15 protein-coding genes are annotated in these 14,762 nt (G+C 38.7%); 11 read left to right on the plus strand and 4 right to left on the minus strand.

The window, feature by feature from the left end:
* Position 1 precedes the first annotated feature (1 nt).
* The 4 genes from cheY (at position 2) to AC3M61_RS04305 (ending at position 2,596) form a co-directional block, all read left to right on the plus strand.
* Entirely contained in the window at positions 2-361 is a 360-nt protein-coding gene (cheY, locus tag AC3M61_RS04290; protein WP_064011609.1) for a chemotaxis protein CheY, read from the plus strand.
* A gap of 92 nt (positions 362-453) precedes the next feature.
* Positions 454-726 carry a flagellar biosynthetic protein FliO gene (locus tag AC3M61_RS04295; RefSeq protein WP_500779661.1) on the plus strand — a complete coding sequence of 91 codons (273 nt, stop codon included), beginning with the start codon at positions 454-456 and terminating at the stop codon, positions 724-726.
* Positions 723-1,475 (plus strand): flagellar type III secretion system pore protein FliP, encoded by a 753-nt coding sequence (fliP, locus tag AC3M61_RS04300; protein WP_500779662.1) that lies wholly within the window; start codon positions 723-725, stop codon positions 1,473-1,475. Before AC3M61_RS04295 ends, fliP begins: the two co-directional genes overlap by 4 nt.
* 110 nt (positions 1,476-1,585) lie before the next feature.
* The gene (locus AC3M61_RS04305; protein ID WP_500779663.1) at positions 1,586-2,596 is read left to right on the plus strand and encodes a cation diffusion facilitator family transporter; all 1,011 of its coding nucleotides are present in this window, start codon (positions 1,586-1,588) and stop codon (positions 2,594-2,596) included.
* Positions 2,597-2,675: 79 nt separating this feature from the next.
* Here AC3M61_RS04305 and AC3M61_RS04310 read toward each other — a convergent pair whose 3' ends face one another.
* The 3 genes from AC3M61_RS04310 to AC3M61_RS04320 all read right to left on the minus strand — a co-directional run bounded on the left by AC3M61_RS04310 (position 2,676) and on the right by AC3M61_RS04320 (position 7,342).
* Positions 2,676-4,427: an NAD+ synthase gene (locus AC3M61_RS04310; protein WP_500779664.1), complete on the minus strand. Its 1,752-nt coding sequence runs from the start codon at positions 4,425-4,427 to the stop codon at positions 2,676-2,678.
* A gap of 20 nt (positions 4,428-4,447) precedes the next feature.
* On the minus strand, positions 4,448-6,532 hold the full coding sequence (locus AC3M61_RS04315; protein ID WP_500779665.1) for an efflux RND transporter permease subunit: 2,085 nt from the start codon (positions 6,530-6,532) through the stop codon (positions 4,448-4,450).
* A 72-nt stretch (positions 6,533-6,604) separates the two neighbouring features.
* Positions 6,605-7,342, minus strand: coding sequence for an SDR family oxidoreductase (locus tag AC3M61_RS04320; RefSeq protein ID WP_500779666.1), 738 nt, complete (start codon positions 7,340-7,342; stop codon positions 6,605-6,607).
* Between the two features lie 256 nt (positions 7,343-7,598).
* On the opposite strand from AC3M61_RS04320, the gene AC3M61_RS04325 reads away from it, so the two are divergent.
* Entirely contained in the window at positions 7,599-8,063 is a 465-nt protein-coding gene (locus AC3M61_RS04325) for a YbhB/YbcL family Raf kinase inhibitor-like protein (protein ID WP_500779667.1), read from the plus strand.
* On the opposite strand, the gene AC3M61_RS04330 is transcribed toward AC3M61_RS04325, so the two are convergent.
* A complete protein-coding gene (locus AC3M61_RS04330; protein WP_500779668.1) occupies positions 7,995-8,444 on the minus strand; it encodes a hypothetical protein in 450 nt (149 codons plus the stop codon). The two genes, AC3M61_RS04325 and AC3M61_RS04330, sit on opposite strands and share 69 nt — an antisense overlap.
* Positions 8,445-8,650: 206 nt before the next feature.
* Here AC3M61_RS04330 and thiI point away from each other — a divergent pair, with 206 nt between their 5' ends.
* The 6 genes from thiI (at position 8,651) to fliI (ending at position 14,751) form a co-directional block, all read left to right on the plus strand.
* Positions 8,651-9,823, plus strand: a complete 1,173-nt coding sequence (gene thiI, locus AC3M61_RS04335) for a tRNA uracil 4-sulfurtransferase ThiI (RefSeq protein WP_500779669.1) — start codon at positions 8,651-8,653, stop codon at positions 9,821-9,823.
* A 38-nt stretch (positions 9,824-9,861) separates the two neighbouring features.
* The gene (gene encB / locus AC3M61_RS04340; protein ID WP_500779670.1) at positions 9,862-10,191 is read left to right on the plus strand and encodes an encapsulin nanocompartment ferritin-likeEncB family encapsulin nanocompartment ferritin-like cargo protein cargo protein; all 330 of its coding nucleotides are present in this window, start codon (positions 9,862-9,864) and stop codon (positions 10,189-10,191) included.
* Between the two features lie 132 nt (positions 10,192-10,323).
* On the plus strand, positions 10,324-11,259 hold the full coding sequence (gene fba, locus AC3M61_RS04345) for a class II fructose-1,6-bisphosphate aldolase (RefSeq protein WP_014451093.1): 936 nt from the start codon (positions 10,324-10,326) through the stop codon (positions 11,257-11,259).
* Positions 11,260-11,319: 60 nt separating this feature from the next.
* Positions 11,320-12,540 carry an acetate kinase gene (gene ackA / locus AC3M61_RS04350; protein WP_500779671.1) on the plus strand — a complete coding sequence of 407 codons (1,221 nt, stop codon included), beginning with the start codon at positions 11,320-11,322 and terminating at the stop codon, positions 12,538-12,540.
* Positions 12,541-12,662: 122 nt separating this feature from the next.
* Complete coding sequence (locus AC3M61_RS04355; protein ID WP_500779672.1) at positions 12,663-13,379, plus strand: FliH/SctL family protein; 717 nt, start codon at positions 12,663-12,665, stop codon at positions 13,377-13,379.
* Between the two features lie 76 nt (positions 13,380-13,455).
* The gene (gene fliI / locus AC3M61_RS04360; RefSeq protein WP_500779736.1) at positions 13,456-14,751 is read left to right on the plus strand and encodes a flagellar protein export ATPase FliI; all 1,296 of its coding nucleotides are present in this window, start codon (positions 13,456-13,458) and stop codon (positions 14,749-14,751) included.
* Positions 14,752-14,762: the final 11 nt, after the last annotated feature.

The raw sequence follows: 14,762 nt of genomic DNA on the forward strand, positions 1-14,762 counted from the left end.
GATGGCACGTATTTTGGTTGTTGATGATGCAGCTTTCATGCGTATGATGTTGAAGGATATTCTTACAAAGGCGGGGCATGAAGTTGTTGGAGAAGCTGCCAACGGAGTTGAAGCAGTGGAGAAATATAAAGAACTTAGACCAGATGTTGTTACCATGGATATCACTATGCCTGAAATGAACGGTATAGATGCCATCAAGGAGATTAAAAAGATTGATCCAAACGCTACGGTTATTGTCTGTAGCGCAATGGGGCAACAGGCAATGGTTATAGAAGCTATTCAGGCTGGAGCGAAGGATTTCATAGTTAAGCCATTCCAACCTGCAAGGGTAATCGAGGCGGTTCAAAAAGTACTTAAGTAGTTTTAAATACAATTTTCCAAATCGCATTTATATAAGGAGAGAGGAAAATCGGAGGACTTGTTAGTTTTTTAATAGGTCTGGTTTCCATAATAGTGATACTCTTAGGTACTTATTGGATATTAAGAAAAAGGCTCCCCAACGCAGTTGGGGGGCGTTTTGCTAAAGTAATTAGTAGAATTTACTTGGATAGAAATACATCGTTAGTGCTTGTTAGAATATTGAAAGAGTACTATGTTATTTTAATAAGTCAGAACCAAGCGACTGTTGTAAAAAAGTTGGACACAATTGAAGAAGGCGAAATAGATTCTGAGATTGGCTCAAATTTTGAGACCATCCTTCAAAGATTTGTTGGTGGTAAGAAATGAAAAAGATAGCTACGTTGCTTTTCATTTTGATGCTGACCACTTCTTTCTTTCCTCAAGACGAGGTACCTATTCCGGGTATACGTATTCAAGTTACTCCTAATCAATCTCCTCGTGACCTTGTAGCAACATTGGAAATACTTTTGGTGTTGACGGTGCTTACCTTAGCACCGAGCATTCTGATGCTTTTTACCTCTTTTACGAGGATAATAATTGTTTTCTCTTTTGTGAGAAATGCTTTGGGTACAAGGCAGGTACCACCGAACCAGGTGCTGATAGGCCTCGCACTCGTTTTGACATTTTTCATAATGCAACCCACATGGAATGAGATAAATACAAATGCTCTGCAACCATATATGGATGGCAAGATAACTTATGAAGAGTTCTTTTCGCGAACAATGGCAGCTGTTAGAAAATTCATGATTACAGAGCTTGTAAACCACCACAACGAAGACAATGTGTTCGTTCTTGCCAACGCCCTCAAGCAAGATGTTCAGAAGATTGAAGACGCTCCAGATCCGTTGCTAACATCGGCGTTTGTGTTAGGTGAGATAGAAATAGGCTTCAAAATGGGTATTCTAATATACGTACCTTTCATAATAATAGACATGGTAGTGGCAAGTATTCTTCTTTCGCTTGGTATGATTATGATTCCCCCGGTTTTAGTTTCTCTTCCTTTTAAAGTACTCATATTCGTTTTAGCAAATGGATGGGAGTCGGTTATTGTGAGCCTTGTTAAAAGCTTTGGTTAATTTCTGGTAATTCAACATGAATTCAACCAATGCTTTGGCCAAAAAATATGACTTTGTCAAAAACTTGTTTTTGAATATTGTAATATTGTAACTATGAGGGAGCAGGTTGTATGGTAGAAAAAAACAATCCAAAGAAAGCTAATACCACAGAACATACTGGTGCGGAACACGACACACATCATAAAGATACTCACTTGCACAGACATCATCATCACAATATTCATAAGCATGCCACAAAAGGGACGGAAATAAATGTAGCCCGGTTTACATTCGTTGTGATACTAAACCTTGGAATAACATTCGTAGAACTTGTTGGTGGTATTATCGCAGGCAGTTTAGCACTAATTTCAGATTCTGCCCACAATTTTGGTGATGCACTTTCTTTAATGCTTTCTTACGTGGCTGAAAGAATTTCGAGAAAGCCAAAAAACTCCAAGAAAACTTTTGGATATAAACGTGCAAATATAATAGCTGCATTTTTCAACTCAGCTACACTTTTGATCATAGGCGGATTGCTTACAGTGGAAGCTATCCGCAGATTTTTCGAACCACTATCATCGATAAATACTAACGTCGTTTTAGTTGTCGGAACCATTGGGCTTATCGCGAATCTTTTGAGCATGATGATATTGAAAAAGTGGTCCAAAGAAAGCTTAAATATAAGGTCCGCATATTTGCACATGTTGATGGATTCTTTGTCATCTATAGCAGTTCTAATAGGTGCCATATTCATAAAGTTTTATGGATTGAAATTCTTAGATTCGATTGTAACTATTTTAATAGCACTGTATGTAATCAAAGAAGCGATTGAAATCTTTAGTGGTTCTCTATCGATTCTTATGGAAAGCACTCCTGTGGGTTTCAATATTGAAAGTATTAGTTCACAACTGTTGCGAAACCCCGTAATAAAAGATATCCATCATGTTCATATCTGGGCACTTGACGAAAGGAATATCCTTTTTGAAGGACATGTCAACCTTAGGGAAGATGTAAAAGTAAGTGAGACAATGGACATATACAACGAAATCAAATCAGAACTTGAAAAGTTTGGTATTAATCATGTTACTATTCAGTTTGAGTACAATGGTTGTAAAGACAATGGATTAATCTCGTGTTCCTGAACATCAAAATTGCGCTAAATACAATCAGGAGGGTTTAATACCCTCCTGATTTTTTAATTTTAAATTATACGTTTGTTTTTCACTTTCTTTTGTATTCCCTGTATCCATTCGTTATAGGTAGCCTTCTATCCTTTCCGAAAGCCCTTCTTGTAACTTTTGGCCCTGGAGGCGTTTGTCTACGCTTGTACTCGCTTATGTTGACCATTTTCGCGACCTCTCTTACAGTTTCTTCCTCAAATCCAAGACTCGCAATCTCCTCGACGCTCATGTCCTCTTCTACGTACAGTTCCAATATTTGATCCAGTATTTCATAAGGTGGGAGTTTGTCTTGGTCAGTTTGGTTCTCCCTCAATTCGGCGCTTGGGGGTTTTATGAATACCCTTTGAGGTATAATTTCTCTTCCTGCCTTTTGATTCACATACTCACTTAGCTTGTAAACCATCGTCTTGTATACATCTTTAATTACAGCATACCCACCAGCCGTATCACCGTACAAAGTAGAGTAACCTGTTGCACTCTCGCTTTTATTGCCAGTTGTTAAGACAAGCCAACCAAATTTGTTTGAAAGTGCCATAAGGATAACTCCGCGGATTCTTGCTTGCAAGTTTTCTTCAGTAGTATCGAACGGTAGGTCTCTAAAGATTGGTTTCAAAGTTTCGAGATATGTATTGTATATCTCTACAATAGGAATCGTTAAGAATCTTATTCCTAGATTCTCTGCCAGCAATCTTGCATCTTCTTTACTGTGTTCTGATGAAAATGGACCAGGCATAGAAACACCAATCACATTTTCTTTGCCTATCGCATCAACTGCGATGCAAGCAACCAAAGAACTGTCTATACCACCGCTAAGTCCAACAACTGCCTCTTTCATCCCGTTCTTTCTCATATAGTCTCGGAGGCTAACAACCAATGCGTTATAAACCTCTTCAACTTCTGGAAGTGCAGGTTCTATTCGGTTAGTTATTTCCTTTCTTTGAGTTTTCGTTTCGAAAGGTATTGTGACAATTTCCAAGGTTTCTAAATCTTCTTTTGTAACTAAGAGTTTATCCTGTCTTCTTCTTGGGTCTTTTAGACGTGCCTTGTTTACCCTTTCAACATCGACATCAACCACAAGCAAATCTTCTTCAAACTGTTTTCCCCTAGCTAAAACTTTGCCTGATTCATCTAATACAAGGCTTGCACCGTCAAAGACGAGTTCGTCCTGACCACCGACAAGGTTTACGTATGCCACTATCGCCAGGTTGTCGTTTGCTCTTGTTGAGAGCATTTTTTCTCTCCATTCGAGTTTCTTTTGGTAATGGGGTGAAGCCGAGATGTTTACCAAAATTTGCGCATCACCGTAAAGAGCCTCAGCACGTGCTGGTCCACCTGGATACCAGATATCTTCGCATATGGTTATTCCCATTCGCACATCGCCGAACTGAATTACTAAAGCCTTGTTACCCTTTTGAAAGTACCGCATTTCATCAAAAACACCGTAATTAGGTAAGTAGTTCTTATAGTACTTTGCAATGACTTTACCGTTGTTCATTACAGCAGCTGCATTGTAAATATCGCCGTCCATATCAACAAAGCCTACAACTGCAATGAGTGACTTTGGCACATGTTGTGCAATTTCTTCAAGAGCTTTTATATTATCTTGAATGAAGTGGGTCTTGAACAATAAATCTTCAGGTGGGTAACCCGTTATCGACATTTCAGGGAAAAGCAAAACGTCCGCATTGTACGATATAGCCTGCTTTATAAACTCTATAATCTTTCCTTTGTTTCCATATATATCACCAACTGTTGTGTTTATTTGTGCCAAAGCAATTCTTACATTTCTCACAAAGCTCCCTCCTTCTATACTCATTTTTCAACATTAAGATTTTCTTTCACTTCCTTGATTCTTCCTAATGACAAAAGGAATGGTAAAACAGTTAGAGTCAGCACAGCAGCGGTTGATATACCCAAAGACACAAGAATCGCTATTCTTTTAAACATAGCTAACTCTCCTCCAATCAGTAATGTCAGAAAACCACCGACGATACCGAATGCGTTCCCTAATATTGCGGGACCTACGTTTTTTATTGAGCTGAAAATATTATTAGTCTCACCGTAATTGTGACCAACGTGAATAGAATAGTCAATGGCAAGTCCTATTATGATGCTTGAAGTCAACGCGGTTGATATTTCCAGCTTCATCTTGAAGATAGCCATATAAAAGAAATTTAGGATGGTAGCGAAAACAACAGGAGAAATAAGTTTTATGGACTCTGCGAAGTCTTTAAATACGACGAGAATTGTTACAAACACAATGATTAAAGCTGCAACTAAACTTTGAATCTGGCTGGCAAGTATATTATCGTTAACCGCCTTCCATATAAAGGGAGTCCCTGCAAGGTAGTAATTGTAATTGTATTTTTTCATGACTTCATTGGTAATTTTCGTGACCTTTTCCAAATTATCTGACCCTTTTGGTGAAAGGTTTATCGAAATACGTATCGTTTTAGCATCTGCGATATAGTATCTTAACAAAGGTTGAGTTCGTGAAGCCAAAATGAGAGCCGTAATGGGAACGTTTCTGGGAAAATCGACACTACTGACTTCAGAATGTTGTGAAAGCTCAGCAATTATTTCATCAATATTTCTGTTGTCCAACGGTAGGAATATACCTTCTTCTTTTTCCAATACCAGGTAGATAGCATCTTTCATACCAAAGTTATCTTCTAAAAGCTTATAAGCCTTCGTTATCTCTGATTTCTTTGAAAAATAATCTGTACTCGTCAAACCTACCTTAATAGAAGGTATTAAAAAGAATGATAAACCAACTAAAAAGATAACGACAAATAATATGCTCATAGCTAGTTTATTACCTATGTACTTTATTCCGAAGGATTTAGGTTTCCTTGATGCCTTTCTATGAGCACGCAATAACAGTTCATCACCAACTGTTACAGTAAGTAAAAAATCTATGAAAAGACCTAAGGAAACGAGAAAACCAAATTCTCTAAACGCTGGTATCTTCACAAACAAAAATGATAAGAAGCCGACAGCCGTTGTGAACATCGAGAAGAATATAGGAGTTGAAATATGCTTACGAACATTGACTTCGGTTCGGAAAATTGCATTGTAATAATGCAGGGGATAAGCTGAACCGATAATTATCAAGAACGACGCTGTCATCGATGTGAGGATGTTTAGAACTCCTCCAAACGCAAAGTGAATAGCATATGTGTAAATCGAAGCTATTATTGGTACGAAGAGTGAAACTATAGTTGCTCTTAGAGATTGCGTTTGGTAGAAGAAAATAGCTAATATAACTCCGAACATCAAAATTGGATAGAAAAACATTGCTCTCTTTAACTCATCGAAAAGTTTATTGTTCACGGAAGCCTCGGATAAAACAATTACGGGCTCATTTTTGAGAGCATTTGTAATTTTCCTAACGATAGGTTCAACTTGCCCGTCTATAGAGATCATCACCAAAAATAGAGCATACCTTCCATCCTTGGATATAAAACTTCGATATTCTTTTGGCAGATTTTCTAAGTCCAAAGCGTCATTTTCGATATATACCTCGGCTCCTGGGTAGTTCAATATAGATATTACGGTCTGAACATTTTCAAAATTCTCAAGTTTTTTGTGTAACCTTCTTAAGTCCTTCAAGCTTCCTGGTTTATCAAGTCTCGCAGGGGCTTCGTAAATCACTGATATCCTTGCCCTATCACCAAATTTGAGACTCATACGCACGAGATTTTGAACCGAAGGGTCATCTATCTCCGTTATAGGCTTACCTGGTTTGTAGCCAGGTAAAAATGTTTCAATTCTAGTTTCAATCTTTGCATTATTTAGGATAATGATAACGGAAAGTACTAAAATTAGAATGCTGATAATGGTAAACTTGTATTTGGCTATATAATCCAAAAAAGTAAACATCAAGTTTTTTCTCACCTTGTTTATCACCTCTCCTGGGGAGAGTATCACATATTCACTTGAAACTCTTTAAACAGGTTTTAACTGTGCTTAGATATAAATCATCTTCTTCGTCATTCCGCCGTCAACTACAAAATATTGCCCAGTAATGAAACCACTTCTTTCTTCATCTATAAGGAACCATACCATTTCTGCGATATCAGAAATGGTTCCAGCACGCCCTGTTAAATGTTGTGCATGTTCTTTCTCAGAAATTACCTCGCCCTCATGCAAAATCCAACCAGGGCATATTGCGTTAACCCTTATTTTTGGTCCTAAAGAATTAGCCAGCGCGTGAGTAAGACCTAATATTCCTGCCTTCGATGCGCTGTAAGCTTCGTTACCTGGTTCGGACATCAATGCCCGGGTTGAGGAAATGTTTACTATAGCTCCTCTACCTGCTGTTTCGAGTATGAGCGGTACCCCAAACCGTGCCATTAGGAAGTACCCTGTCAAGTTCACATCTATAACTCTCTTCCACTCGGAAACAGAGAGGTCGAGAAAATTTTTGAATCCCCCTATCGCTGCGTTATTGACGATCGCATCCAGTCTTCCAAACCTTTCCTTGAGCTGTATGTAAAACTCACTCACTGAATATTCATCAGATGTATCTCCGTGGTATAAAAATACTTTGCTCTCGTCGTTAATCGGAAAATTCTCAAGAGCTTGCTTATCGTAATCTATTATACAGACCCTCCAACCAATTTCGAGAAATTTCAAAGCAATTCCCTTTCCTATGTTTTTAGCACCGCCGGTTACAACTACCACTTTTTGGTTATTGTTCCTCATGCTCTCACCTCAAACTTTTTTGATTTGGATTTTGCTGATTTACAGAATTATTATATCATTCATCGCCGAAAGTGGTATAATTTTAGAATGAACAATGCTTTGGTATGTGGGGAAGGTGCTTCCCATGAGGCTCAAGATTACAGTTAATAAGCTGCCAATATTGTTACGTGTAGTTATGATATTTCTTGTGATCGCTCTTGCTCTTATTTTGTCTGCTGTTTTATTTTCGCATCTACAAAAGAAGGAGGTGAAACATATGGTAGTTTCCTCCGTTTTTAAAGACAAAGAATTCATACCTAAGAAGTATACGTGTGAAGGACAAGATGTGAATCCTGAACTGGTAATTTCTAATATCCCTGATGGTGCAAAAACGATAGCTATAATTTGCGACGACCCTGACGCACCAATTGGTACGTTTGTTCACTGGGTACTTTGGAATTATCCGGTGGATGGTCCAAGCGTGAAAATTCCAGAGGCTCTTCCAAAAGTTGAGAAACTTCAAAACGGAGCTATGCAAGGATACAATGACTTTGGAAAAGTTGGGTATAACGGACCATGTCCACCAAAAGGTCATGGTGTACACCACTATCATTTCAAAATTTACGCTGTCAACTCCCTTATAGAGTTAAAGGGAAAAGTTACAAAAGAGGAACTAGAAAGAGCGTTGAGCGGTAGAATCATTGCTCAGGCAGAGATAGTAGGATTGTATGAAAAGAAGTAGAATTAAAATCTCAGATAAATTCCTCACAATAAATGCTTTATTAACGTAATTAACGCTCAACTTTAGATTGTGGAACTCCAAAGTCCCACCAATTTTTGGAACGAAATGTAACTGAAAAGCTTTCTCTACAAGCTCTGCAGATACTTGCCCAATGTTGAATTTTAAAGAAAATGGTCCACTTTCTAAGAATTGATAAGCTCCTAATATTCTTAACTCAAGGTAAGTCTCTGAAAAATCCTCGGGAAATGGAATCAATCTTGTGGCACCTTCAACGATGAGCGAAAAGTCGTTTATTTGCAATTCATACCCTACGGTTACTAATAGGACGATTATTGGTATAAAGAACACAATGGCCACTACTATTTCGGTGCCTATATACATAAAAACACCTCCTTTCTTAAAGATTATTCGATTGTACTTACAAATAATTAGACACTTTAGATACTTGGAGTGTTCAACGTATATTCCAAATTGGGTTGTCTTTAGGTAGTTTTCAGAAAGGTCGTCAAAAATCTTTTCAAAGGTTAGAATACATGTTAGAATTAAAATTGTTCATTTCCGAATAAAAAGCAAACTGGAGGGGTTCTGTGGAAACAGTCGTAGTTGTGAGGTATTCCGAGATAGGACTAAAAGGAAAGAACAGGGAATGGTTTGAAAAAAAGCTTATTGACAATATTTTGAAAATAGTCAAACCAGCCGCAGTGAACAAAAGGTATGGAAGAATCATTGTTAGAATTGGTAGGAATAACGCAGATTCGATTTTGGAACGGTTGCATTATGTATTTGGTATTCAAAACTACAGCTTAGGTGTTTCCGTTGAACATGACTTAGAGGAACTAAAGCAAGTTGTTCTCGATTTAGCTAAAAAGCATGTGGATGAGGGATTGAAAACGTTCAAAATTAACGCACAAAGAGGATACAAAGATTTCCCTATGACCAGTCTTGAGATAAACCGAGAGTTTGGAGCTTACGTACTCCAGGCTTTCCCTCATTTGAAAGTTGATGTTCACAATCCCGAATTTGAGATTGGAATTGATGTTAGGGAAAAAGAAATATTCGTTTTTTCGGGAAAAATACAATCGACTGGAGGGCTTCCAGTTGGTGTATCTGGAAGGGCTTTATTGTTACTGAGCGCGGGAATCGATAGCCCTGTTGCAGGATGGTATGCAATGCGTAGAGGACTTGAACTTCAAACGGTTACCTTCCTGAGTCCACCACTTACAACTGAAAAATCGGAAGAAAAAGTTCTTAGTGTTGGAAGAGTGCTCAGCAAATACCTACCAAACGGTCTGCGGATGTGGATAGTCCCACTAACAGAGGTTCAAACCTACATAAAGGAAAACGCGCCTGATGAATATTCATTGATACTACAAAGAAGGTCTATGATGAGAATTTCAAGTATGATTGCACGAAGAGTGAAGGCAAAGGCACTTATCACAGGTGAAAACCTTGGTCAGGTTGCTAGTCAAACGATAGAAAATATGGCAGCGATAGAAGAGGCAAGCTCGCTAATTGTGTTAAGACCTCTTGTGGGATTTGATAAAGTGGAAATAACTAACAAAGCAAAGGAGATAGGAACCTTTGAGATATCAATTAAGCCATACATTGATAGTTGCGTTGCGTTTGCTCCAAAACATCCAGCGACAAGGTCCAACATAAATGAACTGAAGGAAATTGAAGCAAAATTAGAGAAACTACGTGAATTGGAGTTCGAGGCATTTAAATCTCGAAAAAGTTACAGAATAGTAAGTGAGGATTGATAGAATTAGTATTACCTTATCTGGAAGGGGGAAAGAAAATGCCAGAATTTTCAAACGCATTCAGCGGATTGAAAAACGAGAGAAAATTAACAAAGGAAGAGTTGATAAGAGCTATAAGGTTTATGATAGCAGCAGAGTATGAAGCTATTCAACTTTATACCCAGCTTGCCGAGTCGACGGACAACGAATTGGTTCGCGAAGTTCTTTTAGACATAGCGGATGAAGAAAAGGTGCATGCTGGAGAGTTTTTGAGATTACTTATGGAGCTTGATGATAAGGAATTTGAGTTCTACAAAGAAGGATACGCAGAAGTTGAGGAAGAAATAGAAAAGCTTAATAAGAAGAAGCAAACGAAAAAGAAATCTTAAGTTCAAATAGGGGACGTTTACCATTGCGTCCCCCTTTTTTAACTTCTTATTTTCTAAACATGTGGTATAATTTTTTTAGATTAGAATTCAAGGTTCTTAGAGAAAATTCTGAAGACGAAAGGAGTGGAACGTATGTACGTAAACACAAAAGACATTTTGGAAAAGGCTAGCAAGGAGTATTACGCAGTTCCTGCTTTTAACATTAACAACATGGAGTTTTTCCATGCAATACTTGAAGGTGCATTGGAAAAAAGAGCGCCACTTATCATTGAAACAAGCGAGGGTGCGATAAAATATGCAGGAAACGGTGACATATTTAAGGGTGCACGATATTTCGTTGAGTTAGTAAGATTATTTGCCGATAGTGTTGATATACCGATAGCGCTCCACCTTGACCACGGTAAGCACTTCGAGTATATAATAGCAGCGATAAAGGCAGGATATTCTTCGGTTATGATTGATGCCTCTGAAAAGCCTTTTGAAGAAAATCTTAAGGAAACTAAAGAGATAGTCAAAATAGCGCACGCAGCAGGTGTTTCTGTCGAAGCCGAGCTTGGTCAACTCGCAGGTGTTGAAGATAACGTAGTTGCCGCTGAGTCCGTGTTGGTAGATCCTGAGCAAGCAAAGATATTTGTCGAAGAGACGGGCGTCGATTTCTTGGCGCCAGCAATTGGAACGAGCCACGGCGCATTCAAGTTTAAAGGTGAAGCAAAGCTCGATTTTGAAAGACTCAAAAAGGTTAAAGAACTGACAAAAATTCCACTTGTTCTCCATGGTGCCTCGAGTGTTTTGCCAGAATACGTGAAGATGGCAGAGGAATACGGAGCAGATTTAGGCGGAGCAAAGGGTGTGCCTGAGGACCAACTTAAGAAGTGCGTTGAGCTTGGTATAAACAAGGTCAATACGGATACGGATTTAAGAATTGCCTTTATCGCAGGACTTAGAAAGTTCCTAAAAGAAAATCCAAAAGAATTCGATCCAAGGCATTATTTAGGAGCAGGTAAGAAATTAGTCAAAGAAGTCGTTATGAACAGACTTGAATTCCTTGGAGCTGCCGGAAAAGCGTAATCCCAATTTTCAGAGGCAAGATGTCGTTAACTTTTAAACATATACAGAGGAGGGATCCAAGTGCGAGTCTTGGTTGTTAACTGTGGAAGCTCGTCGATAAAGTATCAGTTCCTTGATATGGATACAGAACAGGTGCTGTGCAAGGGACTTGCGGAAAGAATAGGAATCCCAGGAAGTAGAATTGTTCACAAGAAAGATGAACAAAAAGTTGTCGTTGAAAAACCAATGAAAGACCACGAAGACGCTCTCAAATATGTACTTGAATTGATAGTTGATGAAAAGGTCGGAGGAGTAAAAGATTTGAGAGAAATCGATGCAGTTGGCCACAGAGTTGTCCATGGTGGAGAAAAGTTCTCTGGTTCGGTTTTGATTGATGATGAAGTGATGAGAGCACTCGAAGAATATTCCTACCTCGCTCCACTCCACAATCCACCGAACATAATGGGTATAAGGGCTATGATGAAACTTCTGCCGGGAGTTCCAAATGTTGCAGTCTTTGATACAGCATTCCATTCAAAGATGCCAGCAAAAGCGTATCTTTACGCAATACCCTATGAATACTACAAGAAATACAAAATCAGAAGGTATGGTTTCCATGGAACAAGCCATAGGTATGTGTCAAAAAGAACTGCAGAAATCCTGGGACTTGATTACCACAAATCCAAAATCATAACAGTTCACCTCGGCAACGGAGCATCCGTAGCAGCTGTTATGAATGGTCACAGTATTGATACATCAATGGGGTTCACTCCACTTGAAGGATTGGTAATGGGAACGAGAAGCGGAGACATTGACCCATCCATTGTCACATTCCTTATGGAAAAAGAGGGCTTGACTGCAGAAGAAGTGTACACAATTCTTAACAAAAAGAGTGGAGTACTTGGCTTAACAGATGGTTTCAGCTCTGATATGAGAGATATAGAAGACAAAGCACTTGAGGGCGACCCAGTTTGCAGACTCGCCCTGGATATTTACGAATACAGGATCGCAAAATACATAGGTGCATACGTAGCAGCGATGAATGGTGTTGATGCAATAGCATTTACAGCTGGCGTTGGTGAAAATTCTCCAGTAACAAGAAAGGAGATTTGTGAAAACTACCTTGGTTACCTTGGTATAAAGATAGATGATGAGAAAAACAATGTGAAAGGTGAGGAAAGGATTATAACAACACCAGACTCAAAAGTAAAAGTTCTCATAGTTCCAACAAATGAAGAACTCATGATAGCAAGAGACACTAAAGAGATTATAGAAAAAGGCCTAAGACAGTTGGAATACTAAAAAAACGAACTTCTCCAAAATAAAATTTGCGGTATAATATATTGTGACTTGGAAATGTTGGGCACTTATTCAAGTGCCCAACATTCTTTTAAGAGAACCAAGGAAGTAAATTAGTAAAGAAGGTGAATACATTGATAATAAAGAAACGCTACGTTTATCTCGACGCGCCATTGAAAATAGAAAACAAGCAGATAGCCTCCACTACCAACGAAGAACAAATAGAACAAACTGAGGAAAAAGAAAAACAACTTCTTGAAATTGTGGCTAAGGCAAATCGTGAAGCCGAACGGATTGTTTTGGAAGCTCAAAATCAAGCCCAACAAATACTTTTGCAAGCCCAGGAAGAGTCCAACAAAATTATCGAAGAAGCAAATCAGAAAGCATCTCTCATTTCCAAAGAGGCAGAGCAGAACGCTCAGAGCATGCTCACAAATCTGCAAAGTCAGATACAACATTTGCTTGAAAGTTTTGAACAACAGCTCGAAACTTTCTACAACGAATATTGTGAGAAATTAACATCGATTTCGCTCGTTCTTATTGAAAAGTTTTTAGAAAAGAACATAGACCCTGAGGTTACAAAGAGGAAAATAGAAAGGATTCTTACACACCTTGCAGGTTCAACAAAGGTTAAAATCCATATCAATCCAAAAGATGCAAAGCTTATAAGTGAAGAAACGTTAGAATATGCAAAATCGAAAGGTTACGAGATAGTGTTGAATGACAACGTAGAACACGGTGTTATTGCTGAAACTGAGCTGGGAACAATTGACGCAACGTTGAAATTCCAGTTTACATTGCTAGAAGAGATTTTTGACGAGGTATTTAAAAAAGAGGAATGAAAAATTGCCATGAGGGGATAAGAACACAATGGCTGATAAAAATGTTAGTTTCAAGAAGTGTAGTTTGTTCAAGTTGATGGAATTGTTTGAAGAAAAGGTTAACGAGATAAACCCATACGAATATATTGGAGAGGTCCAAAAAATCATAGGTCTTACAATAGAATCGAAAGGTCCAGATGCTGCCTACGGAGAGCTTTGCAAAATTATCGTAGGTAACAAAAAAGCACTCGCGGAAGTTGTTGGATTTAAAGAAGATATGACAGTATTAATGCCATTAGAAGACATAACAGGATTAAAAAAAGGTTGTGAGGTTATCAAAACTAACAAGACCGTGAGTGTACCCGTTGGTGAAGAATTGCGTGGAAGGGTTGTTGATGCACTTGGAAGACCTATAGATGGGAAAAGACTTGTGCTTAGAGAGTATCGTCCCATAATAAACGAAGCACCGAACCCGCTTATTCGAAAAAGGATATTAGAACCTCTTCCGGTTGGTGTTCGTGCTATCGATGGTTTTATCACACTTGGAAAAGGACAAAGGATAGGCATTTTTGCTGGCAGTGGTGTTGGTAAGAGCACACTTCTTGGAATGATTGCAAGAAATACGATAGCTGACATAAACGTGATAGCGTTGATAGGAGAACGTGGGAGGGAAGTTAGGGAATTCATCGAGAAAGACCTGGGAGAGGAAGGCTTAAAACGTTCAGTTGTTGTAGTATCAACATCAGACCAGCCTGCTTTGTTGAGAATCAAAGCCTTGCTCACTGCGACAACTATAGCAGAGTATTTTCGAGATAAAGGCTATGCGGTTATGTTAATGGTTGACTCGTTGACAAGGTGGGCGATGGCCCAACGCGAAGTTGGACTTGCTATTGGCGAACCACCTACAACACGAGGTTATCCCCCCAGCGTTTTTGCACAACTTCCCAAAATCCTCGAACGTGCTGGTAACTCTGACAAGGGTAGTATAACTGGTATCTACACGGTTCTTGTTGAAGCAGATGATTTCAACGAGCCTATCTCTGACACTGTTCGTGGTATCGTTGACGGGCATATAATACTCTCACGTCGCCTTGCTGAATCAAACCATTATCCGGCAATAGATGTACTCATGAGCGTTAGTCGTTTAATGACAGACATTGTAAAACCAGAACATCTCCATGCAGCACGTTTGTTAAAAGATATAATGGCTACATATAACGATGCGAAAGACCTCATAGACGTTGGAGCATACAAAAAGGGAACTAATCCCAAGATAGATAAAGCTATAGAACTTATTGACGAAGTCAACAAATTTCTTAGACAGGGTATTCGTGAGAAAATGACGTTTGATGATACAGTTGAGTATTTACTATCCATCGCTAGAAAAGTGTGATGCACAGGGTG

The sequence above is a fragment of the Fervidobacterium sp. genome (assembly GCF_059913585.1).